The sequence below is a fragment of the Kluyvera sp. EC_51 genome, from assembly GCF_019584505.1.
Lineage (GTDB): Bacteria > Pseudomonadota > Gammaproteobacteria > Enterobacterales > Enterobacteriaceae > Kluyvera > Kluyvera sichuanensis.
On sequence record NZ_VDAG01000104.1, the window covers coordinates 16790 to 41813 of the forward strand.

A 25024-nucleotide genomic window follows, 5' to 3' on the forward strand; every position below is an offset into this window, starting at 1 on the left:
ATATGATAATATTCGTATTAATATTGATGCAATCTCAATATTTATATAGATCTATATCAATTTATATATAGAGCCGGGCAATGAAGAAACTTCAGATTAAGCCTCAGGAATTAAAAATAATTTCGGTGGTGGCCGCCAGCGAAAATATCAGCCACGCCGCTACCGTGCTGGGCATGGCGCAGGCCAACGTCAGTCGCTACCTCTCTGATGTTGAAGCAAAAGTGGGGCTTAAAATCTTTGAGCGCTCCTCGCGTAAGCTCACCCTAACCCGCTTTGGTGAGTCGTTGCTTCCCTACGTTAACGATCTGCTGGAAAAAGAAAACCAGCTTAATAATTTCGTGGCTGACTATAAGCATGAGAAAAATGGCCGCGTCACCATTTACTCACCGACCATGATTAACGCCTATCTGGCACGTAACGTGGTCAATACCATAAAAGATATCGGCAATATCAGCCTATATTTGAAAACGTTCAATCTGGAACGAAAATCATTTTATGAAGGTTCTGAATTTCCCGATGATTGCGATATTTTAATTTCCTGCGTTCAGCCCAAAAATGAATCCCTGGTGGCGAGTTTTATCGCGAAATATGCGGTCAGCGCCTACGCCAGCACCCAGTATCTGATGGAGCACCCTATCACCTCGCCGGATGACCTCGACAAGCATTCCTGCATTCTGATGGATTCGATGCTGATTAATAATGCCAATATCTGGCGTTTTAGCCTCGCGGGAAGCCAGGAGATCCGCGATTTTCGCGTCACCGGCAACTATATCTGCGATAACACACAGTCGGCGCTGGAGTTAGCGCGCAACGGGCTTGGGATTGTATTTGCTCCGAAAAGTAGCGTACAGGTCGATATTCAATCCGGGGTGCTCGCCCCATGCTTCGCCGAACAGTACGAATGGTGGCTCGATCTGGTGGCTATCTACCGCAAACGTGAATACCAGCCGTGGCGAGTGCAGTTTATTCTGGATGAAGTTCTGGAGGAGCTTCGTCGCCAGGTGGCCCAGCCACGACAGGGATAAACCACTCGTTTTAACGCGGCTCAAAAACCCTCTGTGTCCACGCCGCCGAAAAATGGCGGTCGTCGAAACGTCTTATTTGTGATAAATAATAATTATTCTCATTCTTATTAAAAAATCCCGCCGTCGCTCTACCCCGGTCGGGAACCGTTTATCTCATGATGGAGTTTCGAATGGTATCGTTATTCAGCCCGCGCAAAACGGCGCTCTGCGCCGCGCTTGTCGCCGCTTTTATCCTCCCTGCACTGCCCGCCTTCGCCGAAAATGCACAGCCTGCCGAAAGCGCCGCCGCGCTGAAAACAGCCGCTTCCGTCACTCAACATGAGCTGGGCGATGGCTTGTACGAAATGGCGCTGTTCTCCGGCGAGAAATCGCTATTTGTTGCCAGCGCTCAGAGCTTTAAAGACGTCAACGGCGGCGTGATTTATCGCCTCGATCCCACCACCCTTGCCGTCACGGGTACCACCCATACTGACCTGAAAAACTTTGGCACGGCGGTCGATGACGACGGCAAAACGTTTTACGTCACCAACTCGTTGGATGGTGGCGTGTCAAAAGTAGAGGCTAAAAGCGGCAAGGTACTGCAGCGTCTGACGCTGGATGGAAAAGGCAAAGACGGCAACCCGGCAGGCGCACGTGAAGTGCTGTTCCATAACGGCCTGCTGTTTATCGGTCGCGTGGCCGACCCGGGCTTTATCTCGGTGGTAGATGCCAAAACCATGACCCAGAAGGCGCGAATTGATAACGCGGGCAAATGGGTTACCGGCATCATCTACTCACCGGTGACAAAACGTATTTACGCGACCAACGGCGCTGGCGAAGTGCTGGTTATCAACCCACAAAGCTACAAAATTGAGCAGCGCTGGACGCCGGGCGACGGCAAAGAGTACCTGCTGCTGAATATGGCGGAAGACCCGAAAACCGGCCGTCTGTTCGTCACTGATGATTCGAAAGCTAAAACCACGCTGGTGTTTGATGAGCACACCGGTAAGGTCATTAAACGCATTGAGGGTGATGCACTGGGCATCAAGTTTGACGCGAAGCGCAATGAGCTCTTTATCAGCCAGCGTGAGTCGAAGAAGGTGCTGCGCCTCGATGCCACCAGCTATGCCGTGAAGCAGAGCTGGGACTTCACCACTCATCCGAACAGCCTGCTGCTTTCCGATGACGGCAACACGCTGTACGTGACCTTGAAGCAGGACTTTAATAAAGACTACTCGACGAAAGGGCCGGATAGCGTAGCGCGCATTGTGCTGAACTAACCTGCCGTACTAACCCCATCCGGTACGGTACAACATCGTGCCGGATGGCGTTTCTCTCACCCGGCCTGCATTATTTACGCTTTAGAAACATGCGTTTATTATTCGCTTTCTTTTATACCGTTTTTTAACCCCGCCATCACCGCCATCACCGCCAGGATAATAATCAGCTAAAATAATCATCATTGATTATTTTTATAACCCATTATAGGCATTCAGTTAATACTTTATTATTGATGCTTATTGCCATGCCGATCATATCTAAAGTATGTTATTTTGTGAGTGCGATTAATTAAACAATTCGGTCTTCTTTATTAAACAATCCGGTATATACAGCGCCATGCCCCCTCCGTATAATTTCGCGCTGTCGTACATTAAGGTTAAGTTATGCTCAAGCACGTTCAGGATATGGCGCTTTTTGCGCTTCTCGTAGAAAACGGTTCATTTACCAAAACCGCCGCTGAACTGGGTATGACAAAGTCGCGTATCAGCCAGCGAATTAGTGCTCTTGAGGAGTATCTCAACGTCAGGTTGCTGAATCGCACGACGCGAAAAATATCGCTAACCGCCGACGGCGAGCGCTATCTGGCCTACTGCCATGAAGTGGTCGATGCCAGCGTACGCGGCGATAAAACGGTGCAGGCGCTGCATAATCAGACCGGTGGGAAACTGAAGATTATTGCCCCGCCGGGATTTATGGCGAGCATTTTACCCGCCGTGCACCATCAGTTCCTGCAAACGCATGCCAACATTGAGCTACAGATAATTACCGCAGACTCTTTCTATGGCAACGTTGGCAGTGAGTTTGACGTGGCGTACCGTATCGGTAAGCCGTCTGATGACACCTGTATTGGCCGCTTCCTCGGGACATTTAACCGCTTTATCGTCTGTACGCCGCAGTACCAGGCCGCGCACGATATTCAGCACCCTGAGGCGCTACAGTCCTGTGAACTGATTACGCACCAGACCTGGAAAAGTATTGCGCTATTCCAGCACGATGAGTCTTATGAATTAGCAATGCCGTTGCGCCATACCAGCGACAACCTGACCTATATTTTGCAGCAAACGCTGCAGGGAACCGGGGTAGCAATTTTACCCGAATATATTGTTAAGCCGTATTTGCAAAGCGCCCAACTGGTCACGCTATTGCCACAGTGGGATGTTCAAAAAATAGATCTCTGGATGATCTATCAGAGCAAAACGCATAACCCTACGGTGCTTCGCGACTATATTAACTTTGTGACCCAGTATAACGTGATACAAAATGCCATGTAATCTCCCGTGGCGATATTAACTATTTTTCCAACCACTCATCTCGATAAGTTAAGATAATGACTATTTGTACTATTTCGCCAGAAGAAAAATCGCTGCTCATTTTTAATCAGAAAAATAAAATGGACAAATACTGGAATCTCTATTCCATGGAGCTTATCACGCAAATCACCACGACCGGGCGGCAGTATCATCACTATATTCAGCCGAGCGAAAAAGGCCGTCTCTGCGTGTGCGTTTTCGATGGCGTCTACATCAATATTATTCGCACACGCCTTTTTGGCGAAATCGAGATCCATTTCGAAGTGGAATCCGCCGAGCTTGGCCGCATTGAACTTCCATCCGCCTGTATCGACATGCAGGGTAACCTGGACCGCCACATTTCTATTAATGATAAAGCCAGCGTGTTTGCCCATTACCTGGAGCGCCTGCAGGTGGTTTACGACTCTATTTTAGCGCTGTCCCCAGAGAAGGCGTAAATCATGATCGTCAGGCCGGAGCAAACCTGGCTGCGGAAATTATTCTCATGGCGCGGTTCCATCATGAGAAAAATTTCTCCTCAGCTCTGTTTCTTTATCATGCTGAATATCGTCTATCTGTATGTGCTACCGCTCTTAAATCTGCACGGCATCATCGCCAAGGAGAGCTCGTTTTACTTTATCGGTATCTCGATTTCGATATCGGTGTTTATCGGCTTTCGCAACAACACGGCCTGGCTGCGCTACTGGGAAGCACGCAAACTGTGGGGCGATCTGCTCATCGTGAGCCGGTCGCTGATGCGCGAGGTCATCAATACCACCAAGGCGAGCCCAGAAGAAAAAATGGCGGTACTGGACCTGATTGTTACCTATTGCGCCACGTTAAAAGCCAAGCTGCGTCATGGGCCGGTGCCGGTTTCGCGCGCGCTGGACTATCAGCATCTCACCACCCCCTGCAACGCCCTGCTGCAAAATATTGGGCAGTGGCTGTATCTGCATCGGCCCGATGAGTTTATCTATCGCAATTTCAATCATTATCTCAATCAGATGAGTACCATCCAGGGCGGCTGCGAGCGCATCAGCAACACGCCGATTCCCTATGCCTACTCGCTGTTGCTGCACCGGACGGTGGGCATTTTTTGCGCCGTATATCCGCTGCTGCTGATCCATGATTTTGGCTTTATGACCCTGCTGTTTTCTATCTTTACCACCTACGCGCTGCTGGCGCTCGACGCTATCGCGACCGAACTGGAAGACCCATTCGGTACTGAAGATAACGACCTGCCGCTTAACGCGATTTGCAATGCGATTGAGATAGACCTGCGGGAGATGATGAAAGACAGTCTGATACCAACAAAAATGGCGCCGGACGCCAACTACCGGCTGCTTTAAGGTTTCCCCCCTCACCATGGCCCTCTCCCCACCGGGAGAGGGAGCGGTATGGTCCTGTTTTCAGCGGATCACATCGTAGACCGATTTCTGAATCGTCAGCCACTTTTTGCTTTCAGCATCGCCCGTTGCTTTACTGCGCTGCTGAGCGTTATCCACCGCCAGACGCTGACGCGCCACCACGGCGGGAGTGGTGCAAAACGCCTGTAGATAAGATTTTCGAATCGCGCTGAGCTGAGCGCCGCGCGACAGTTCGAGCGTGAGCGTATTGATAAACCGGCGACAGGGTTTCAGTTCATCCATTTGCAGGTGGTAGCGCAACAGCAGATTCAGCACCTCTTCGTGCTGGGCCGCCATCGCCGAGTCCGTCCAGGCGAGCTGCCAGGTCATCCCGCCGCGTAAAAACAGCGTCGTCACCTCAAGATCATTACGATCGATAGCCGCCCGTAGCGCATTGCGATCCCATAAGATCCCGCGCCGGGCCAGCAGATCGCGAGGAGAGGCCGTCGTTGTACTCTCTGCTTGTGCCACGGTAACCGGCGGTGGCGGCTCGACGTACGGCCGCGACGTCGGTTCGGAAGTCAACAGGCTGATACCGCCAAGCGCCATCCCCAGCACCGTCACGGCAACCGCTCCCCACAGTACGGCTGCGGCAATTCGCTCACGCGTATCAGAACGCTCACGCGCCTTATGAGACAGGCGTTCAATGCTGTCAGCAATGGGCTTTCCATCAACGCCCCAGGCATGCGCATAATCCCGTGCAAGCGTCCAGTAACGCTGAATTTCACTACCGTCTGCCGCCATCAGGCTAGCGGGATTGACGCGCGTACGCCCTTGCTCGTAGGCGTGCTGTACCGGCGTGGTGACCTGTTCGGTATAGAGATCTAACAACTGACACTCAACCTCCGTCAGCAAATGATGCGCCAGCACCTTATTACGCATCCGGCGAACATCTTCGAGAAAGGTATGCAGCGTCAGGCGCTGTTCGGCAAGAAAGGTCAGCGACGCGGCATGATTAAAAAGCGAAGAGTAGTGACGGGAGAAGGCCTTTTTATCGACAATCAACAGCGCCAGCTCGCTAAACGTCATGCCATCAAGCACGCTTTCCGTCGGGCTTCGAGAACGCCAGCGCATCACTTCGTGAGAACCAAACTGAACGCTAAGATACTGATGGAGATGAGGAATATCCGGCCAGACCTGCATCACCAGCCCACGTAGCGTAAGGTGGATCGTGCGAATTTGTCGCTCCGCCTGCTCTTGCAGCTGTTCCGCATCGCTGGCGTAGCCGGTGGTAAACATCAGCAGCGGCTGCTGCTGTTTTATCTGTTCCAGCGTCATAACAAAGCGCTCAGCCGCAATCAGCTGATTTTCGGTGGCCGTCTGCCCATGTTCATATGAGGGAATGCCCTGCTGAAGATGACGCAGCTGGAGCATAAATTCGCTCAACTGGCTGTCGTTAATGTTAAGCCGCTGGGCCACCGCGCCCCAGCCGCCAAGGTTCAATCGCGCCTGATCGAGCTGTTCCAGAAACCAACGGGGATCTTTGCCCTCCGTCACGCGCAGCTTAAGCAGCGTGAGGATCTCCATCGAGGCCTGGCGAATCACGCTCAGGCAATGCTCATACTGCTGGCCAACCTGTCGCGATAACGTCGACATTTTCCCATTCCTTAATCTACAGCAAGGTTTTTTAGCCTTAGGATTAATATGTTACTGCTTTGTTATTTTTGTCGTTACACCATAGAGCAATTCAGGCAAATTAACAGTCCCGCGCCACCTATCAGAATGAGAAATTATGATCGCGCTCACCACCGAACGTTTAAGCTGCACCCTGATTACCGAAAGCGACTGGTCCTTTTTCCTGGCCTTACAGCAGCACCCGCAGGTAATGCGCTATGTGGCAGATAGCCGAAGCGAAGAGGAGATTCGGGCAGCCTTCGACGCACGCCTGCCCCCCTGGACGCCGGGGGCCGAACACTGGCTGTGTCTGGTGGTGCGCGACGCTGCACAAACACCGCTGGGGATCACCGGCTATATCCATCGTGATAGTGACTGCGCCGAGGTTGGTTTTTTGTTTTCCCCACAGGCTCAGGGAAAAGGCTATGGCAGCGAGTCGCTGCACGCGGTCTGCGACTACGCCTTCCGGCATGGCGGTATACGACGGCTGACGGCGACGGTCACCGCAGGTAATATCGCCTCCCGACGTACGCTGGAAAAGCAGGGCTTTATGCTGGAAGGTGAGCTACGCGAAAGCTACTTTCTGGCCGGGCAATGGCAAAATGACTGGCTTTTCGGCTTACTGAGTCATGAATTTGATACGTCTCGGACATCCGGCCAATAGTCCCGTCTGGACGACTCTTTTACACTCCTCATTCCATTGAATGAGGGCCAAAGATGTTACATGTCGCTACGCCGAGCCTGCTAGGGCTGGAACTAATTAAGCAGTATCAGGGGCTGTCGCTGGAAAAGTATCAGGATGCAGATGGGTTGTGGATCGTAGGCTACGGGCATTTGATTCGCGACCAGGAACGTTTTGATGGGCCGATTACGCTCACTCAGGCCGAGCAATTGTTTCAGCAGGACGTGGATTATTATCACCAGGTGCTGCGCCGTTGCATGAAGGTGCCATTAAACCAGCATCAGTCCGATGCCCTGATGTCGCTGGCCTTCAGCCTGGGGCCGGAAGCCGTGCAGCAGTCAACTATCGTGCGTGAGATGAACCAGGGCCATATGGCGGATGCGCTGGCGCTCTGGCAGCAACAAGGGGCGTCACAGACCAGCCTGGCGACGCAGCGCCAGGCTGAAGCAGCGTTATTCTGTGGCGATATGAGTTGAAGCTTCCTGATTATTCATCAGCATAGCGGCCTGCGTGCGATTTTTAACACCCAGGCGGCGATACAGTGATTCAAGGTGCGCTTTTACGGTGCCAGCGCTAATATTCAGCGTTCGGCTGATTTCCTTATTCGATTCACCGTTGGCCAGCAGTGATAATATCTCACGTTGGCGCTGGCTCAGATTATCCAACCCCTGTTTTTCCTGCTCATACTCCATCCGCCAATCGCCCGGCAGGCAAATCAGACCGCGCAGGACGCTTTTGATCGTCTGTACAAATATCTCGACGCTGGCATCCCTGGGGATAATCGCCTGTAGGTTATAGGCCATCATATCGTTCAGCCAGGCACGGTTATAATCATTCACAATAATAATGCCCTTTGACTCCGGAAACTGCTGGTGCTTTTCCTGCAGCAGCCACTGGCAGAAGCCGTGATCAAGGCCGCCGTCAAGAATCAACAGCGCATCTGGATGCTGTAACAGTTGCCGCCACAGGTCATCGGCCTGACTGACAGCAGAAATATCAATTCCTGGAATATGTTCCTGTAAGCTGATTTTCATTCCATGAATAAATATTGACTGCCTGTCAAACATCACTACCTGCATAATGGATTCCCCATATCAAAATAAAACGAATTCTAATGGCGTGCAGAGTAATCCCCACAACCTGAAATAAGAACTCGCCGTTTGGCCTGGGTCATTTTACGTAGATATCGGGCGTTCTAAACATCATAATTATGAATGCTTACAACCGTCACACCACCATTACGCATTCACATATATCATCATATTTTAATTAAGAAATGGATTAGATAATCGTGTCGCTACGATAATATTAATTAAATGGGAATGTAGGTTATTGCGAGGATAGGCGGAAGTAAAGGGAATAATAATTCCTGATTAAGACTATTTTCCGCACGATAGGTAAATAACGCCTTTGCAAAGCAAAGGCGTTATTGCAGTCTTAGAGGAACATGCCGCCCGAAACTTCGATGCGCTGCGCGGTCATCCAGCGCAGGTTATCGCTCAGCAGCGCGGCAATCGCATCGCCAATATCATCCGGCAGCCCAACGCGACCCAGCGCGGTTTGCGACGCCACGTACTTGTTCAGGTCGTCGTTATCGCGAACGCGGCCACCGCCAAAGTCGGTTTCAATCGCCCCTGGCGCAATGCTGTTGACCGAAATCCCGCGCGCCCCCAGCTCTTTTGCCTGATAGCGGGTCAGCACTTCCATCGCCCCTTTCATTGAGGCGTAGGCGGCATAGCCCGGCAGCGCAAAACGCGCCAGCCCGGTCGAGACGTTGAGGATGCGTCCGCCATTTTCCATCAGCGACAGCAGCGACTGAGTCAGGAAGAACGGTCCCTTGAAATGGATATTCATCAGCTCATCAAATAGCGTCTCGGAGGTCTCAGCAAAGGAGGCATACAGGCCAATCCCGGCGTTGTTCACTAAATAATCAAACGTCTCGCGACCCCAGACCTGATTCAGCGCTTCTTTCACCTGCTGAGTGAAGGCCGCAAAGCTGGCAACATCGCTGACGTTCAGCTGTAATGCTACGGCTTTCGCTCCTTTTTGCTCAATTTCGGCCACAACTTCCAGCGCGGCATCACGTTGACTGTTGTAGGTGAAGATAATATCCGTTCCCTGCGCGGCCAGCTTCAGCACCGCATTTTTACCGAGTCCGCGGCTACCGCCGGTCACTAACGCAATACGTTGAGTCATGGGAAACCTCATTTCAGTGGGTGTGTTCGTTGAGAACAAGCTTATTAGGTGATAAAAGAACAATAAATATCCCTGATTACGCTTCACTGTCTCATTCAGAACAACAATAGGGCATGCTGATGGATAAAATTCACGCAATGCAACTGTTCATCCGCGTCGCTGAACTGGAGAGTTTTTCCCGCGCGGCGGATACCCTTGGCCTTCCTAAAGGTAGCGTATCGCGACAAATTCAGGCGCTGGAAAACCATCTTGGTTGCCGCCTGCTGCACCGCACCACTCGACGGGTGCTGCTGACTCAGGATGGGATGGTCTACTACGAGCGCGCTAAAGATTTGCTGAGCAACCTCGACGAACTGGACAGCATGTTTCAGAGCGACCCCAGCAGCGTGAGCGGGCGGCTGCGCGTGGATATGCCGGTAGGTATCGCCCGTAAGGTGGTGATCCCCAAACTGCCCGCTTTTTTGCAGCACTATCCCGGCATTGAGCTTGAGCTCAGCAGCAGCGATCACTTAGTCGATGTGATTCGCGAAGGGTTTGACTGCGTGGTGCGCGTGGGGTCGTTGAAAGATTCAGGGCTGATTGCCCGACCGCTCGGCAAACTGACCATCATTAACTGTGCTAGTCCAGGCTACCTGGCGCGCTTTGGCTATCCCGAGTCGCTGGACGACCTCAGCAACCATGCGCTGGTGCACTACGCCACCAATCTCGGCGTGCGCCCGCAGGGGTTTGAAGTAGCGAAAGAGGGCGGCACCAGGTGGGTCAAAACCGGCGGCGTGCTGACGGTGAACAGCACGGAAACCTATCATGCTGCCTGCCTGGCAGGGCTGGGGATTATTCAGGTGCCGCGCGTTGGCGTGCGCGAAGCGCTGCACAGCGGCGAGCTGGTTGAAATTCTCCCGCAGCATCGGGCCGAGCCGATGCCGGTGTCGTTAATTTACCCGCACCGTCGTAACCTATCGCGGCGGGTACACCTGTTTATGGAATGGTTAACCGGCGTGTTGCAGGGATATGTGGATTGATCCCGGCGGCGCTTTGGGTTGCTTGGACGAGGTGCAACGTACCGACTCCGGGGAACCCTCTATACTTAAGTAAAAGCAATAAAAAGGAAAATCTCCCTGATGACGTCGGAAAACAACGATAAACGTCTACAGCAAAAGGCTAGCAAGGCGCTGGACAGCGTCACCACCACGGCGCAGAAGATTCAGCGCCAGCCGGTCATCGCCCACCTGATTCGCGCCGCTGAGCGCTTTAACGATCGGCTGGGAAATCAGTTTGGCGCGGCTATTACCTACTTTTCATTCTTATCGATGATCCCCATTCTGATGGTGTCGTTCGCCGCCGCCGGCTTTATTCTTGCCTCGCATCCGACGCTGCTGCAGGACATCTTCAATAAGATCCTGGCCAACGTCAGCGACCCGACGCTCGCCGCCACGCTCAAAAGCACCATCAACACCGCCGTGCAGCAGCGTACCACCGTCGGCCTGGTCGGCCTGTGTATCGCCCTCTACTCCGGCATCAACTGGATGGGCAACCTGCGCGAGGCTATTCGCGCCCAGTCGCGCGATGTCTGGGAACGCACGCCGCAGGATCAGGAGGCCATCTGGATTAAATACTTGCGTGACTTCGTGTCGCTGATTGGCCTGCTGATTGCGCTGATTGTCACCCTTTCCATTACCTCGGTGGCCGGGTCGGCGCAGCAGCTGATTATCTCAGCGCTCTATCTCGATAGCATTGAGTGGCTGAAGCCCGCCTGGCGGTTGATAGGTCTGGCAATTTCGATCTTCGCCAACTACCTGCTGTTCTTCTGGATTTTCTGGCGACTGCCCCGCCACCGCCCGCGTAAAAAGGCACTGATCCGTGGCACTTTTATTGCTGCTATCGGCTTTGAGGTGATCAAAATCATCATGACCTGGACGCTACCGACGCTGGTGAAATCCCCGTCCGGCGCCGCGTTTGGTTCCGTGCTTGGCCTGATGGCGTTCTTCTACTTCTTCGCCCGCCTGACGCTGTTCTGCGCCGCGTGGATTGCTACGGCGGAGTACAAGGACGACCCGAGAATGCCGGGAAAAACCCACCGCTAGCCGCCCGGTTGGGCTGAAAATTTCAGCCCAACCCACCGAATTAGCATATAAATCCAGCCTGTAACTTTTATTTAACCAAAAACCAGTTTTATCATCTAATCTACGAAAAATGTGAAGCATTTCATGTTTGATAATTTACTGGTATAAAAATTATCCACTTTTTGCCCCTCTTTTCACCATTTTACAATCCTGTTACAGATTGAAATGTCGCTTTTGCTATGTCTAATATGGCCTTTCGTTCGCTATACATATTAGAAAAGACTATGACCAGCACAACACTCGATAACGAACAGGCTTCCGCTCCGGTTAACTCGCGTAATAAGGTCGTCGTGGCCTCACTCATCGGCACCGCCATTGAGTTCTTCGACTTCTATATTTACGCCACCGCTGCGGTCATCGTGTTCCCGCATATCTTCTTCCCACAGGGCGATCCGACGGCGGCAACGCTGCAATCGCTGGCAACGTTCGCTATCGCCTTCGTCGCTCGTCCTATTGGTTCCGCGCTCTTCGGCCACTTCGGTGACCGCGTCGGGCGTAAGGTCACGCTGGTCGCTTCGCTGCTGACCATGGGGATCTCCACCGTGGTTATCGGCCTGCTGCCGAGCTATGCCTCCATCGGCATTATGGCTCCAGTCCTGCTGGCGCTGGCGCGCTTTGGCCAGGGTCTGGGTCTGGGCGGTGAATGGGGCGGCGCGGCGCTGCTGGCGACGGAAAACGCCCCGCCACGCAAACGCGCGCTGTACGGATCCTTCCCGCAGCTGGGCGCACCGATTGGCTTCTTCTTCGCTAACGGCACCTTCCTGCTGCTCTCCTGGCTGCTGACCGACGAGCAGTTCATGACCTGGGGCTGGCGCGTTCCGTTTATCTTCTCTGCGGTGTTAGTGATTATCGGCCTGTACGTGCGCGTCTCGCTGCATGAAACGCCGGTGTTCGCCAAAGTCGCTGCCGCTAAGAAACAGGTTAAAGTGCCGATGGGCACCCTGCTCAGCAAGCACGTGCGCGTGACGGTGCTTGGCACCTTCATCATGCTGGCGACCTATACGCTGTTCTATATCATGACCGTCTACTCGATGACCTACAGCACCGCCGCCGCGCCGAATGGCCTGGGGCTGCCGCGTAACGAAGTCCTGTGGATGCTGATGCTGGCGGTGATTGGGTTTGGCGTGATGGTGCCGATTGCAGGCCTGCTGGCGGACCGTTTCGGTCGTCGCCCAAGCATGATTGTGATCACCAGCCTGATTATCATCTTCGCGCTGTTCTTCTTCCAGCCGCTGCTGGGCTCCGGTAATCCGGCGCTGATTATGCTGTATCTGCTGGTTGGCCTGAGCCTGATGGGTCTGACCTTTGGCCCAATGGGCGCGCTGCTGCCGGAGCTCTTCCCAACGGAAGTGCGTTATACCGGGGCATCGTTCTCCTACAACGTGTCGTCGATTCTGGGTGCGTCCGTTGCGCCGTACATCGCGGCCTGGTTGCAGAGTAGCTATGGGTTATTCTACGTGGGTGTCTATCTGGCAGCCATGGCGGCACTGACGCTGATTGCACTGCTGCTGACGCACGAAACGCGTCACGAATCACTCTAAAATAATGGAGCTGGCCTACATCACGTAGGCCAGTTTCACACCAGATTGATCATCAAGGATTCCAGCGTCGACATCGGCACCGGTCGAGAAAGGAAATAGCCCTGCGCGGCGGCAGCAGGTGAGTTTTGAATTTCGCGCCACTCTTCCAGCGTTTCAACCCCCTCCACAATCACCCCTTCGCAATAGCGATTCATCAGCTCAATCAGCAGAATAAACAGTTTGCGGCCTTCAGGGGTTTTGCGCAGCATAATGAACAGATCGCGGGCCACTTTAATGTAGTCGTAGCGCACTTCATTCAGCGCCGAGAAGTTAGCCATACCGGTGCCGAAGTCATCCAGCCACAGCGGGCCAAATTCGCACAGCGAGGCCACCGTGGAATCTTGCGGCAGCGCCATGTGCTCCACCAATTCAAAGCGTAGCCAGGGCAGCGTTTCAATCATCGTTTTCAGGATCCGGTCCTGACGCATTTCCAGCAGCGTGGGCGCATCGACGTTGACCGATGCCAGCACCTTATTTTGCTCAAAGAAATGCTTCCTTTTTGCCAGCATCGTCACCTGTTCTTTGATGACATGGATGCGCTGGCCGATAGAAACTGCAGCGAAGTAACGATCCGGGGCAATACGTTTTTGTGGTTGAGAGGGATGGGTCACTATCGTTAACACTTCAATCGCCATCAAGCGGCCCTGAATGGTGTAGATAGGCTGGTAGGTATAGACACGCTCACACTCTTGCCAGTAACGCAGTTGCTGTAGGCTTTCCAGCTCCGCATCAGGTACTCTCGCCCGCTGGTTCACCTGCTTTAACGTCATTTAAGCTTCCTGTGAAGAGAGGGTCAGAGGGTCTAGTGATAAAGTTATCGGCGGGGCAAGTGAGAACTTTATGTTCAGTTTGAGCCATTTTATTTTCACTAAAGAGGATAAATCGGCCGTAACACGCGCTAGCTCAAAAAAAATAATGGAACGTTGTTTTAATATAGTTGACCAACGAATAGCCACAGCGCACACTACGAAAAATTTACCGAATCAGGTTGATGACTATGTCCAAAAAAATTGCCGTGATTGGCGAATGCATGATTGAGCTGTCCGAGAAGGGCGCACAAGTTAACCGCGGCTTTGGCGGCGACACCTTAAACACGTCCGTCTATATTGCTCGCCAGGTCTCTCCTGCTGAACTGAGCGTCAACTACGTCACCGCACTCGGCACTGACACCTTCAGCCAGCAGATGATGGACGCCTGGCAGGCAGAGAACGTCAAAACCGACCTGATTCAACGCATGAGCGACCGTATGCCTGGCCTGTACTACATCGAAACCGATGAGACCGGCGAGCGTACGTTTTACTACTGGCGTAACGAAGCCGCCGCTAAATTCTGGCTGGAGAGCGAGCAGTCTGCCGCCATCTGCGAACAGCTGGCAGGCTTTGACTACCTCTACCTGAGCGGCATTAGCCTTGCTATCCTCAGCCCAGCCAGCCGTGAGAAGCTGATTGCGCTGCTGAAACAGTGCCGCGCTAACGGCGGCAAAGTCATCTTTGACAACAACTACCGTCCGCGCCTGTGGGCCAGCAAAGAAGAAACTCAGCAGGTTTATCAGCAGATGCTGCAGTGCACCGACATTGCCTTCCTGACGCTGGACGACGAAGACGCGCTGTGGGGCGAGAAGCCGGTTGAAGAGGTTATTGCTCGTACTCAGGCCGCAGGCGTAAGTGAAGTGGTGGTGAAGCGCGGTGCAGACTCTTGCCTGGTGGCGATTACCGGTGAAGCGCTGGTTGACGTACCAGCAGTTAAGCTGCCAAAAGAGAAAGTGGTGGATACTACCGCAGCGGGTGACTCCTTCAGCGCAGGCTATCTGTCCGTCCGCCTAACCGGCGGCGATGCGGCAGCAGCGGCGAAGCGCGGTCACCAGACGGCGAGCACCGTAATTCAGCACCGTGGGGCGATTATTCCACGCGACGCGATGCCTGCGTAAGGTTTCGCGGGTATAAAAAAACCTCTTCCGGTTGGGAGAGGTTTTTTTTCGTCGGTACGTTAAGTGCGGGGGTTTCCCCCCTCACCCCGGCCCTCTCCCCATAGGGGCGAGGGAGAAAACCAAACGGTTCCCTCTCCCTCTGGGAGAGGGTTAGGGTGAGGGGAAAAACCCGCTACTGCGCCGGCGGAATATCCGTCACATCCTGATGACTCTCTTCCGTCGCCGTGGCAGCTTCTGCCGTCGGTGCCAGCATAATCTTGCCCCACACCTCCTGCAGATCCTTCATATTGAACTCCGGCTCACCGGTTGGCTGCTGAAGGACGAGCGCCATATCCTGCGAAAGCTGCTGGCGCAGATCCTGGTTGAGCATGTCCGGCGTCAGCGACTCGAGGAAGCTCTGACGTAGCTTCTGATACTGTTCCGGGGCGATATCCACCACCTGATTCTGCAACGAACGCATACGCTGGCTAATCAGCATGTCGGTATCCATCCGCGCATAGGTGGCGAACAGCTTTTGCAGCTCCAGCTTCTTCTGCGCAATCAGCGAATCAAATTCATCTTCAGGCAGACCTTTTTCGCGAATGGCCGCCAGCTCGCGGGCAACCAGCCCCAGGTTGCTTTCCAGCTTCTCGCCCGGCGATTCCAGGTTGATGCCGCACTGGGCGCGCAGATACAGCACCCGGCAGTCAAAGCCCAGGCCGATATCCTTCATGTTGGTGCGGCTCAGTTTCTGCTGGATATGCCAGAACAGCGCTTCACGCGCCAGGTCGGCACGCCAGTAACGCTGCAGCGCCGCAGACTCACGAATCGGTTGCCACGGCGTGTCCCACATAATAGAGAGACGATCCTGGCGCACCGCGTTGGTCATGATGCTTACCGTTTCCGGTGGAAGCGGCGACAGCGTTGGCACCGCCGCTGGCGTTTCACGTTTCCCCTTCAGCCCACCGAAGGTTTTGCTGATCTGCTCAATGGTGGCACGGCTATCGACGTTGCCGACGATAATCAGCGTCATCGCATCCGGGGTGTACCATTTCTGATAGAACTCGGCGACATGTTTAGCATCTACCGGCAGTTTCAACGGCTCAGCCGGGTCGTGTCCCAGCATGGTGGAACCCTTCAGACGATAGCGCCACCAGCCCTCTTTGGTATCCTGCGGCCAGGTTGCCACCATATCCTGCACGCCCAGTGCGTAGCTGACGGTGTCCGGTGTAATGCTCAGTTTACCAATTGAGGTCGCGAGCCAGTTCAGCGCCTCTTTCTGTAGGTCGCTGCGGTTGTTCGGCAGGCTCAGGTTAAAGCGGGTGTAGTCATAAGAGACAATCGCCGGCGGCAGCGGCCGCTTCGGGTCGATGCTCTGCTGCCACATGGAGCGAGCCTGCATGGTTTGTAGACCGCCATTCTGAGTCAGGGCGATCCGCGGAATAAGGTGGCTATAGCCCGTCTGTTGGGCGCTTTCGTTCAGTGAACCAATATCAATCGAGAGCCGGATTTCTACACGGTCGCTCGGGCGCTGCGGAGTGGCAAGTACCTGCCACTGAAAGCCATTAGACAACGTGCCTTGTTGCCAGGCCGGGTCCGGCTGGAGCGCTTCTGCCTGCACATAGCTGGCTGCTGCCATCATCAGCAAACCACCGGCTAAAAGTCGAATTGTTGTGCCCTGCATGTGAACCCCTGATGAACGTTCCTGGTTATCCCCACCGTCATCCGGGCGACGCGCGCACGGAGGCCAGTGGGTATAAAAGACAACCGCCGCGGCGATTGCCTAAAATAATGAAGTAAATACGTCAGTTAGACCACACAATCGCAAAAACGTCACATGGCTAAGGAAAATAAAATCTACGGCAACCATAAGCTAACATAGCTAAATAATGACGCCGCCTAATTATGCGCAGGAGCCCGCACTCCAGCAAGGGAGTACGGGCTTAAGTGAGGAGATTAAGAGGATAATTCGTGCGGTTCTTTCGCCGTCGGACGGTTATTGAGCACATCGTCCAGCTGTTTAGCGTCCAGCTGTTTCACGCGTTTCGCCACGACAATGGTCGCCACGCCGTTACCGATAAGGTTAGTCAGCGCACGCGCTTCTGACATAAAGCGGTCGATACCCAGAATCAGCGCCAGACCAGCAACCGGCAGATGTCCCACCGCCGAGATAGTTGCCGCCAGCACGATAAAGCCACTACCGGTCACGCCTGCGGCCCCTTTCGAGGAGAGCAGCAGTACCACCAGCAGCGTCACCTGATGGAAGATATCCATATGACTGTTGGTCGCCTGGGCGATAAACACCGCCGCCATCGTCAGATAAATCGAGGTGCCGTCGAGGTTAAACGAGTAACCGGTCGGGATAACCAGCCCCACCACCGACTTCCGGCAGCCTAGCTTTTCCATCTTGTCGAGCATACGCGGCAGCGCGGATTCGGAAGAGGAGGTTCCCAGCACAATCAGCAGTTCTTCGCGGATATAGCGGATAAATTTGAAAATGCTGAACCCGGTCGCACGCGCAATCGTACCCAGCACCACCACCACAAACAGGATACAGGTGATATAGAAGCAGATGATAAGCTGGCCCAACTGCACCAGCGTACCCACGCCGTATTTGCCGATAGTAAAGGCCATCGCCCCGAACGCACCAATCGGCGCCAGGCGCATAATCATGTTGATGATGCCGAAGATAACCTGCGAGAAGCTTTCAATAACGTTGAAAATCAACTGACCCTTGCTGCCCAGGCGGTGCAGCGCAAAGCCAAACATCACCGCAAACAGCAGCACCTGCAGGATGTTGCCGCTGGCAAAGGCACCGATCACGCTGGAAGGAATGATATCCATCAGGAAGGCGATAATACCCTGATCTTTTGCCTGCTCGGCGTACATCGCTACCGCTTTCGCATCCAGCGTTGCCGGGTCAACGTTCATCCCCGCACCGGGTTGCACCACGTTCACAATCACCAGACCGATAATCAGCGCGAGGGTGCTGACCACTTCAAAGTAGAGCAGCGCCACGGCACCGGTGCGCCCCACCGCTTTCATGCTTTCCATACCGGCGATGCCGGTCACTACCGTACAAAAAATAACCGGCGCGATAACCATTTTAATCAGTTTGACGAAGGCATCGCCGAGCGGTTTCATTTGCGCACCTAATTCCGGGTAATAGTGACCGAGTAGCACACCGATCACTATCGCCGTCAACACCTGGAAATAGAGGCTTTTGAAGAAAGAGGTTTTCATAGGATGTCCTTAAGCTATAGCCACAGGAAATGTAGGGATTATTTTTACCTGTTGGCACAAAATAACATCCAGGAAACATTATCGAAATATATGTACGTTAATTTGATACTTAATTGTTAAAACTTTGAGCTGACACGCACAATCGCTAACTCCGATCTCCCGGCAGTAGTGAATTGTCCTTACCGAGATAATCCTGCTCAAAGGTCTCCATCGGGACGGCGCGAGCAAACAGGAAGCCCTGCAAAATATCGACATTTGCCGCCCGCAGCCATGCATATTGCTCTTTATTTTCAACACCTTCAGCAACCATTTTCAGGTTCAGGCTGCGCCCAAGCTGGATGATGGCCGCCACCATGCTGGTATCTTCCGGCAGGCTGTCGATAAAGATTTTGTCGATCTTCAGAATATCCACCGGCACAGATTTCATATGCTGTAGCTGGCGCAAACCCGCGTAACCCATACCAAAATCATCCAGCGCAATGCGCACACCGGCGTTGCGCAGCGGTCGTAAAATGGCGACAGCGGCTTTCGGGTCGTCAATGCGTCGGCTCTCTGTCACTTCCAGAACCAGCGTACCCGGCGCAATGCGATAGCGGTTGAGCAGGGCCAGCATATCCGACACCATGTCGTGATGCAGAAGCTGCAGCGCCGAGATGTTCACCGACAGCGGCAGCATAATGCCGCGCGACTGCCAGGCCGCCAGTTGTCGGCACGACTCTTCCAGCACCCAGTGCCCCACGGTCACCATCAGGCCGCAGGATTCAATGCTGTCTATCAGATCGTTCGGCAGCGCCCAGCTACCGTCCGGCTGGCGCTGGCGCAGCAGCACTTCCGCGCTGCACACCTTGCCGGTGCTGGTTTCCACCTGCGGCTGGAGCCAGACGGAGAACTGCTCATTGTCCAGCGCGGTCAGGATATCGCTCTCTTCGGTCAGGCGCTTTTGCGCTTTTACCATCTGCTCCGGGTCGAAAAACTCAATCTGGTTTTTCCCTTTGCGTCGTGCGGTAAAGGCCGCCGAAAGCGAGCGGCGATAGAACTGCTCCGCCGTTAACCCGTCGTTATACATCGCAATACCCACGCTGGCGCTCGGGCGCAGCTGAATGCCCTGCAGCGGCAGGCGCTCATTAATAATAGTGAGTACTTGCTGACCTAATGTGATGGCATGCCACGGCTCTTTGACGTCATAGGCCAGAATCGCGAAGTCGTAGCCGCTGACCTGCGCCAGCACCATGCGCGGCGAGATCACCTGCTTAATCTTCTCTGCCAGCGTCAGCAGCAGCATTTCACGCTGCTCTTCTTTCAGCACGCCCGCGGTATCCTGCAAGGTTTCACAGGCGATAGTCAGCAGTGCCACCGGCGTTTTGCGCACCAGGCTCTGTTCGAGCAGCCCTAACAGGAAAGCTTTGTTAGGCAGGTCAGAGACCGGGAAACGGGTCGACTGATTGCTCAGTTCGTCATATTGACGTAGTAGCGCCTGCTGATTGCGGTTGTAACTGCGCACCAGCGTACCGATTTCATCATCGTGGTGCAGACGCGGCAGGGAGAGCTGATGACCGATGCGATCCGCCCCCGGCAGATCGTGAATTTCATAGGCAATGCTGCGCAGCGGCCTGACAATCAGTCGGTTGATGCACCAGGTCAGCGCGACTGTCAGCATTAAAACGAGCAAAAAGTAAGCGGTCACTATCGTTGCCAGCGCGCTCATCACGAACTTATACATACGATAAGGGTCTGCCTGTAGCACCAGGTAGGCCAGCGGCTGTGGGTTAGCGGGCCGTTCCAGCGAATAGAGCGGTAGTGAAATCTGCACCGGGAGTTCAAAAATGCGCGTGATATTGACCGGAACCGGACGTTCCGGAATAAAACTCATGCGTAGCGCCTGAAACTGGTTAGGCAGCACGACATCCGTCCGGCTGACGATGCCGGCAGGTTGAATGCGCCCAAGAATGGCCTCTGCCTCGGGAATATCGGCTTTAAGGATGGCAGCCGACAGCGGCTGACGTACCGAGCGGGCGATGCTCTCTAATTGCACCCCAGTGTTATAGCGATCCTGCTGTACGAAGTGGAACAGTAAAATGAAGCAAAAGACAAATAAAAACAACATGGTAACAACAGCAACCATGGCCATTTGTTTTATTGTAAGGGAACGGCTAACGCGCAAAAGAGCTCTCCACTAATACGAACGTATTGCTCAGGCATTGAGAATAACGAGGCTGGCGGCAAAGTCAAAAGGGACTCCGCCGCGATAATTATAACCCGGCAGGGTGCCGGGTTATATAAGACGAATACCTATATTCGGAGCGGTGAAATTACCAGTCTGCGTATGGCGTGAGCGGCTGCGGCGGCATATCGAGGTCGCCCTGCCAGCCAGCGGCGGAATAACGAACGTAGAGCAGCGCGTGGCTTGGGGTGTAATCCTTCGCCTGCTGGATATCGACGCCTGCGCCCACGAACCAGTTGGAACTGACGCGTCGTTCGATAATCGCCCGCGCGGTATAACCAAAGCCCTGGCTGCTGCCACCGTGGTTTACATCCTCGTGGGCCTTTTTCTTCCAGGTTTGCGGGATCAGGTTCATCAGCGGATAGCGCGGCTCCGTACTGGTGCGCGAATGCGACCAGGAGACCGACCCCCCCAGTTCCCATGACCAGTTTTCCGTACGTTCACGCCAGTTAACCGGCACGGCAAACGACACATATTCCTGCGGGCTGTAATAGCCGCCCTGACCGAGGGTATAGCCGCTCAGATCCTTCTGGTAGTGCCAGATCATGTTGTTAAGCCCAACGGTTACCCGGCGGTTATTCTCGTTAATAACCTTGTAGTAATACCCCGTCATCCAGCGAACGCGCCAGTTGTCGTCTACGTTTTTACCTGACAGTTGGTCGCCACCGAGTGAAGCCCATACGCCATTGGCTTCACCTTTGTCGTAGCTCAGGCTAATACCGCCGCCGTTAGCGCGGACGCCACCCCAGGTCGTGCCTGTGTGCCCATCCTTGTCATTATCTTTCTGCCCACCAAATGCCAGTAACGAGCTGGAGATCGGACGACGGTGTGCGTTAACCGTATAGCCCAGCGGACCGACATCGCTGCTGTAGCTCAGTCCACCAACCACATCCACCACGTTAAAGCCCATCGGGGTGGTGCCAATATCCGCGTTCCAGGTGTCATTTTTCCAGCCAATGGCTACGCTGGCGCCGCTGTCGCTTTGGTGCGTTGACCCGCTACAGGCGGATAAATCACAGGTGCCCCACTGTTTCTTATACTGGTCATTTTTATCGGTGGAGAAACTCCCCGCGTCCATATTCACCAGATCCGAACGGAAGAACATCCGGCCATCGGCCAGCGGCGCATCGACCTGTAACATAGTGGTATGCGCTTTCAGGTCGGAATAACCGCCCGTACCGCTGGAACCCCAGAAATCATGCTGCAAGGTGACGTTCAGGTCCTGCTGACGATAGAGATCCGCCGCGTCACTGCGCACGCCGCGCTTAAGCCAGTCGTCTTTCTCGTCGTTACGCGTCAGGCGGGTAAAGGTGTCGTTATCCACTGGACGCGTTGGGGTAATCTGCGTGGCGACCATCGCATCTTTGTAGGTCTCCAGCGCCTGTTTCGGGTTGCCGTCCTGCGCCTGATAGCGCGCGGCATCGCGCAGCACCATCGCCGTATCCATAGACGGCGGCTGGGCTTTGGCCTGAGGAATCAGGGCGGTCATCATTTGCTGCGCCGCCGCGGTATCACCCAGTTTGGCGCTGACCAGCGCAATGCGTCGCTGAGTATTGAGCGAACGTTGGCCTTCGGCAGGGAGTTGTGCCAGCTGCTGGCGTGCTGCTAGCGCATTACCGTCAGCGGCATACACTTCCGCCATGCCCAGATGGGCATCTTCGTCATGCGGGTCTTTTGCCAGCACGGCATTGTATTCAGCCAGCGCCGTAGCATTATCGCCCCGCTGCTGCGCCCAGTCGGCAAGCGTTGAATGAATGCGAGAGGATTCAGGCTGCTGTTTCAGCAGCGCAATTGCCTGCACTTCCTGCCCGCTATCACGCAGGCGGTTGGCCTGAGCAATCAGCTGATCGCTGCGCAGACGCTGGTCCAGTTCGCGAATATTATCGGTCCATTGCGCTGTCGGCAGTGCCGCCAAATGCGTCAACGCAGCCTGATCTTGACCGTTACCGGAAAGATAGAGTCCGTTAGCGTAAACCTGGTCGGCATCGGTCGGCTTTTTACGCGCCAGATTGAGCATCAGGTTGTCGGCTTCACCGCGCTGTCCGGCGCTCACCAGGTCACGGGAGAGGCGATAGGTTATCCACACATCGTCCGGCGAGAGCGCCAGTCGACGGCGCTGAACTTCCGCAGCCTGTGACCAATTTCCCTTATTCTCCAGCGCTTCAGCCTGCTGGGAGAGTCGGTCGTTGGTCAGACTACGTTCGATATCGTCAATGCTGCGACGCTGGCTAGCAGAAAGACTGTTGATAAAGGCGGTGGCTTTCTCCGGCGACTCGGCGCGGTAGATATTTGCCAGCCCGCGCACCGCGCTACTGTTGCCGCGATCGAGGCGCAGCGCCTGCTGATAGAAACGCTCCGCTGAGGCACTATCTTTACGCGCCATGGCTACATCGCCAAGTCCCAGCACCGCATAGCTGTCGGTGGCATCCAGTTTGCGCGCCTGCTGGTAGAAGCTCTCGGCCTGCGCCAGATTATTAGCCTTCAGCGCCGCATCGCCTTTGCGGATCAGCGGCCAGTAGAGTTGCCAGGTCTGCGGCGTGTTGTCCGCTGCCTGCGCCACTTTTTCCTGTTCTACCGCTTTGGCGCGCAGAACCGGGTCCGCCATCTGTTTTTGCTGGTCGGCCAGCATGGCACGAGCGCTGTCCGCCGATTCACCGCTGTTGAAAATCATCAGATAACGCTGCAACGCCTGTACGCTGGATGGGCTGGCAGGCTGGTCTTTGATGGCTTTAAACCACAGGTCACTCGCCGGGCCACGCCCGCCCGCCGATTTCGCCATTTGCTCCAGCACGTTAAAGGCTTCATCTCGCTGATTCGCCGCGAGCAGCATATTAGCAAGCGTCATCTGCAGGCCAACGTTGCCAGGGTTCTGCTTATTCAGCGTTTGCAGGTGTTTGACCGCTTCATCGCGTCGGGCCGGGATTTTCGCTACCGCAGTCCAGTACTCTACCGCGTAGTCGCCGTCCGGCGGCGGGCCGTTGAAGGCTTTTTCGTAGTCGGCCAGCGCTTCCGGAACGTGCCCGGTAGTCGCCAGCAGTCGCGCCTGTTGCAGCGCCTGACGTCCAGCATCGGTGTTCAGGCCAATCTCAATGCGAGAAGCGTTATATTCCGTTGAATTTGGTGCCACCTGCGCCAGCTTTTGCAGCTGCTTTTGCGCACCGGCGGTGTCGCCCTGGCGCAGCAGATAGCGCAGACGCGCCGCCAGCACCTGTGGATTGTTGGGATTAATCAGCTCCAGCCGGTACAGCGATTGCTGCACCAAATCATCCCGTTTGCTGGCTTCTCCAAGACGCACCTGGTTGAGCAGCTGTTCTTCTGCCGAGGTGTCCGCATAGCCCGGCTGTACCAGCGTCAGGCCCAGAGAGAGGGTGATTAAACTTAGTGTGAACTTGCGCATTCCTGGCCCCAGTCAGGTAGTAATTCGCCGCGGGCGCTGAAGCGAAAACGGTGTTGATCCCAGCCCTGACCAAAGAGGGTCAGAACATAATTGTAATAAGCATCCGCGCTGGGAAAATGATCGGCCACACGCTGGCGCTGAACGGCCTGCGCATCGCGATTTTGTAGGAATGGAATCAGCGAAGCTGAAAAACCGACCGGGCCGTCGCCGGTCACCGCCCCGGTGGCAATCGCCACTTTTTCCGGGGGAACGCCCTGCTTCACGGTCTGTGCCGCCATCGCGTTAAAGCGTTTAAGCAGTCGTGCTTTCTGTGGGTCGGCGTCGTGCAGCATGCCCACCCATAAATAGACGCGAATAGCATCGTAGCTGCCCACCACGCTGGCCTCTTTCAGCAACCAGCCCTGTTTCTTGTCGTAGCTCACCCAGTCCGGTGAGAAACCTTTCGGCGCGGTATCAAGCAGCAGCTTCAGGTTGGTATCGCGAAGGGTAGTCCACGGGGCGCCAAATTGGCTGAAATACTGCGCCACCTGCGGTGGGAGATAGCTTGGATTGAAGCGCCAGCGCGTCTCTTCCGCAAAGCCAACGCGGCCGGGCAACAGCATCAGTCCCAGACCGGGAACTTTCACCACTTCGCCATCGGCAATTTTTGCCAGCAGCGCTTTGCCTGTTGCCGTGTAATCATCATTTTTCCACAAACGACCGGCTTCCAGCAGCGTCCAGGCGATCCAGACATCTGAATCGGAGGCGGAGTTGCTGTCCAGCACCGTCCACTCGTCATCGCTCTTTTTGCCCCACAGCCAGGCGGGTAGATGCTCGCGCAGCGAACCCTGCGCGAGGTTGTTCTGCGTCCAGCTCAGCAGGCTTGCAAAGGCCTGACGATCGTTCGCGGCGAGGGCAAAGAACAGCGCGTAGCTTTGCCCCTCTGAGGTGGTAATTTTGCGCGCATCGCTAGGATCGATAACGCGCCCTTCCGCGCTGACGTAATCCTGCTTGAACTGCTCCCAGGCAGGCCAGTTACAGGCGGCCTGCGCCTGACCGCCCAGGACGCACAGCAGTACTATCCAGCGAAGCATCTTCATCGCGGC

20 protein-coding genes are annotated in these 25024 nt (G+C 54.6%); 11 read left to right on the forward strand and 9 right to left on the reverse strand.

Translation table 11 applies throughout. The features are described 5' to 3' along the window. Nucleotides 1-80: 80 nt before the first annotated feature. The 5 genes from FHC49_RS19595 (at nt 81) to FHC49_RS19615 (ending at nt 4923) form a co-directional block, all read left to right on the forward strand. Nucleotides 81-1025, forward strand: a complete 945-nt coding sequence (locus FHC49_RS19595; protein ID WP_220440653.1) for a LysR family transcriptional regulator — start codon at nt 81-83, stop codon at nt 1023-1025. A gap of 170 nt (nt 1026-1195) precedes the next feature. Next, entirely contained in the window at nt 1196-2284 is a 1089-nt protein-coding gene (locus tag FHC49_RS19600; RefSeq protein ID WP_220440654.1) for a YncE family protein, read from the forward strand. Between the two features lie 384 nt (nt 2285-2668). Continuing rightward, the gene (locus FHC49_RS19605) at nt 2669-3556 is read left to right on the forward strand and encodes a LysR family transcriptional regulator (protein ID WP_220440655.1); all 888 of its coding nucleotides are present in this window, start codon (nt 2669-2671) and stop codon (nt 3554-3556) included. Nucleotides 3557-3612: 56 nt separating this feature from the next. Further along, nucleotides 3613-4032, forward strand: a complete 420-nt coding sequence (locus tag FHC49_RS19610) for a hypothetical protein (RefSeq protein WP_185667398.1) — start codon at nt 3613-3615, stop codon at nt 4030-4032. Between the two features lie 3 nt (nt 4033-4035). Then, nucleotides 4036-4923 (forward strand): bestrophin family protein, encoded by an 888-nt coding sequence (locus tag FHC49_RS19615; protein ID WP_220440656.1) that lies wholly within the window; start codon nt 4036-4038, stop codon nt 4921-4923. A 60-nt stretch (nt 4924-4983) separates the two neighbouring features. On the opposite strand, the gene FHC49_RS19620 is transcribed toward FHC49_RS19615, so the two are convergent. After that, on the reverse strand, nt 4984-6576 hold the full coding sequence (locus tag FHC49_RS19620; protein WP_220440657.1) for an STY4199 family HEPN domain-containing protein: 1593 nt from the start codon (nt 6574-6576) through the stop codon (nt 4984-4986). Nucleotides 6577-6712: 136 nt separating this feature from the next. Between FHC49_RS19620 and FHC49_RS19625 the strand changes: the two genes are divergently transcribed. Both FHC49_RS19625 and FHC49_RS19630 read left to right on the forward strand, forming a co-directional pair. Then, nucleotides 6713-7258 (forward strand): GNAT family N-acetyltransferase, encoded by a 546-nt coding sequence (locus FHC49_RS19625; protein WP_185667401.1) that lies wholly within the window; start codon nt 6713-6715, stop codon nt 7256-7258. Nucleotides 7259-7311: 53 nt separating this feature from the next. Beyond that, nucleotides 7312-7752 carry a lysozyme gene (locus FHC49_RS19630; protein WP_220440658.1) on the forward strand — a complete coding sequence of 147 codons (441 nt, stop codon included), beginning with the start codon at nt 7312-7314 and terminating at the stop codon, nt 7750-7752. Here FHC49_RS19630 and FHC49_RS19635 read toward each other — a convergent pair. Next, nucleotides 7729-8355, reverse strand: a complete 627-nt coding sequence (locus FHC49_RS19635; protein WP_220440659.1) for a response regulator transcription factor — start codon at nt 8353-8355, stop codon at nt 7729-7731. The two genes, FHC49_RS19630 and FHC49_RS19635, sit on opposite strands and share 24 nt — an antisense overlap. 358 nt (nt 8356-8713) lie before the next feature. Further along, nucleotides 8714-9472, reverse strand: a complete 759-nt coding sequence (locus tag FHC49_RS19640; RefSeq protein ID WP_185667404.1) for an SDR family NAD(P)-dependent oxidoreductase — start codon at nt 9470-9472, stop codon at nt 8714-8716. Nucleotides 9473-9591: 119 nt separating this feature from the next. Between FHC49_RS19640 and FHC49_RS19645 the strand changes: the two genes are divergently transcribed. The 3 genes from FHC49_RS19645 to FHC49_RS19655 all read left to right on the forward strand — a co-directional run bounded on the left by FHC49_RS19645 (nt 9592) and on the right by FHC49_RS19655 (nt 13133). Then, the gene (locus FHC49_RS19645) at nt 9592-10491 is read left to right on the forward strand and encodes a LysR family transcriptional regulator (RefSeq protein WP_220440660.1); all 900 of its coding nucleotides are present in this window, start codon (nt 9592-9594) and stop codon (nt 10489-10491) included. A gap of 99 nt (nt 10492-10590) precedes the next feature. Next, a complete protein-coding gene (gene yhjD, locus FHC49_RS19650; RefSeq protein ID WP_370631778.1) occupies nt 10591-11553 on the forward strand; it encodes an inner membrane protein YhjD in 963 nt (320 codons plus the stop codon). 263 nt (nt 11554-11816) lie between these two features. Next, nucleotides 11817-13133 carry an MFS transporter gene (locus FHC49_RS19655; RefSeq protein ID WP_185667406.1) on the forward strand — a complete coding sequence of 439 codons (1317 nt, stop codon included), beginning with the start codon at nt 11817-11819 and terminating at the stop codon, nt 13131-13133. 35 nt (nt 13134-13168) lie between these two features. Here the strand turns inward: FHC49_RS19655 and pdeH are convergent, their stop codons facing one another. Further along, nucleotides 13169-13942 (reverse strand): cyclic-guanylate-specific phosphodiesterase, encoded by a 774-nt coding sequence (gene pdeH / locus FHC49_RS19660; RefSeq protein WP_185667407.1) that lies wholly within the window; start codon nt 13940-13942, stop codon nt 13169-13171. 227 nt (nt 13943-14169) lie between these two features. Between pdeH and FHC49_RS19665 the strand changes: the two genes are divergently transcribed. Continuing rightward, nucleotides 14170-15099: a sugar kinase gene (locus FHC49_RS19665; protein WP_035893927.1), complete on the forward strand. Its 930-nt coding sequence runs from the start codon at nt 14170-14172 to the stop codon at nt 15097-15099. Between the two features lie 172 nt (nt 15100-15271). On the opposite strand, the gene FHC49_RS19670 is transcribed toward FHC49_RS19665, so the two are convergent. The 5 genes from FHC49_RS19670 to bcsZ all read right to left on the reverse strand — a co-directional run bounded on the left by FHC49_RS19670 (nt 15272) and on the right by bcsZ (nt 25018). Next, the gene (locus tag FHC49_RS19670; protein ID WP_185667409.1) at nt 15272-16762 is read right to left on the reverse strand and encodes a pitrilysin family protein; all 1491 of its coding nucleotides are present in this window, start codon (nt 16760-16762) and stop codon (nt 15272-15274) included. 272 nt (nt 16763-17034) lie between these two features. After that, the gene (locus tag FHC49_RS19675; RefSeq protein WP_185667410.1) at nt 17035-18321 is read right to left on the reverse strand and encodes a dicarboxylate/amino acid:cation symporter; all 1287 of its coding nucleotides are present in this window, start codon (nt 18319-18321) and stop codon (nt 17035-17037) included. A 145-nt stretch (nt 18322-18466) separates the two neighbouring features. Next, nucleotides 18467-20482, reverse strand: a complete 2016-nt coding sequence (gene hmsP, locus FHC49_RS19680) for a biofilm formation regulator HmsP (protein WP_220440661.1) — start codon at nt 20480-20482, stop codon at nt 18467-18469. Between the two features lie 148 nt (nt 20483-20630). Continuing rightward, nucleotides 20631-23939 (reverse strand): cellulose synthase complex outer membrane protein BcsC, encoded by a 3309-nt coding sequence (gene bcsC, locus FHC49_RS19685; protein WP_220440662.1) that lies wholly within the window; start codon nt 23937-23939, stop codon nt 20631-20633. Beyond that, nucleotides 23921-25018, reverse strand: coding sequence for a cellulose synthase complex periplasmic endoglucanase BcsZ (bcsZ, locus tag FHC49_RS19690; protein ID WP_185667413.1), 1098 nt, complete (start codon nt 25016-25018; stop codon nt 23921-23923). The genes bcsC and bcsZ overlap by 19 nt, the downstream gene beginning before the upstream one ends. Between the last annotated feature and the right edge of the window lie 6 nt (nt 25019-25024).

Bases quoted from the DNA above. Each gene is read 5' to 3' on its own strand.
- bcsZ (WP_185667413.1), bottom strand. From the start codon at position 25,018: ATGAAGATGCTTCGCTGGATAGTACTGCTGTGCGTCCTGGGCGGTCAG.
- FHC49_RS19630 (WP_220440658.1), top strand. From the start codon at position 7,312: ATGTTACATGTCGCTACGCCGAGCCTGCTAGGGCTGGAACTAATTAAG.
- yhjD (WP_370631778.1), top strand. From the start codon at position 10,591: ATGACGTCGGAAAACAACGATAAACGTCTACAGCAAAAGGCTAGCAAG.
- bcsC (WP_220440662.1), bottom strand. From the start codon at position 23,939: ATGCGCAAGTTCACACTAAGTTTAATCACCCTCTCTCTGGGCCTGACG.
- FHC49_RS19625 (WP_185667401.1), top strand. From the start codon at position 6,713: ATGATCGCGCTCACCACCGAACGTTTAAGCTGCACCCTGATTACCGAA.
- FHC49_RS19600 (WP_220440654.1), top strand. From the start codon at position 1,196: ATGGTATCGTTATTCAGCCCGCGCAAAACGGCGCTCTGCGCCGCGCTT.
- FHC49_RS19605 (WP_220440655.1), top strand. From the start codon at position 2,669: ATGCTCAAGCACGTTCAGGATATGGCGCTTTTTGCGCTTCTCGTAGAA.
- FHC49_RS19655 (WP_185667406.1), top strand. From the start codon at position 11,817: ATGACCAGCACAACACTCGATAACGAACAGGCTTCCGCTCCGGTTAAC.
- FHC49_RS19665 (WP_035893927.1), top strand. From the start codon at position 14,170: ATGTCCAAAAAAATTGCCGTGATTGGCGAATGCATGATTGAGCTGTCC.
- FHC49_RS19675 (WP_185667410.1), bottom strand. From the start codon at position 18,321: ATGAAAACCTCTTTCTTCAAAAGCCTCTATTTCCAGGTGTTGACGGCG.
- FHC49_RS19635 (WP_220440659.1), bottom strand. From the start codon at position 8,355: ATGCAGGTAGTGATGTTTGACAGGCAGTCAATATTTATTCATGGAATG.
- FHC49_RS19645 (WP_220440660.1), top strand. From the start codon at position 9,592: ATGGATAAAATTCACGCAATGCAACTGTTCATCCGCGTCGCTGAACTG.
- FHC49_RS19670 (WP_185667409.1), bottom strand. From the start codon at position 16,762: ATGCAGGGCACAACAATTCGACTTTTAGCCGGTGGTTTGCTGATGATG.
- pdeH (WP_185667407.1), bottom strand. From the start codon at position 13,942: ATGACGTTAAAGCAGGTGAACCAGCGGGCGAGAGTACCTGATGCGGAG.
- FHC49_RS19595 (WP_220440653.1), top strand. From the start codon at position 81: ATGAAGAAACTTCAGATTAAGCCTCAGGAATTAAAAATAATTTCGGTG.
- FHC49_RS19610 (WP_185667398.1), top strand. From the start codon at position 3,613: ATGACTATTTGTACTATTTCGCCAGAAGAAAAATCGCTGCTCATTTTT.
- FHC49_RS19640 (WP_185667404.1), bottom strand. From the start codon at position 9,472: ATGACTCAACGTATTGCGTTAGTGACCGGCGGTAGCCGCGGACTCGGT.
- FHC49_RS19615 (WP_220440656.1), top strand. From the start codon at position 4,036: ATGATCGTCAGGCCGGAGCAAACCTGGCTGCGGAAATTATTCTCATGG.
- FHC49_RS19620 (WP_220440657.1), bottom strand. From the start codon at position 6,576: ATGTCGACGTTATCGCGACAGGTTGGCCAGCAGTATGAGCATTGCCTG.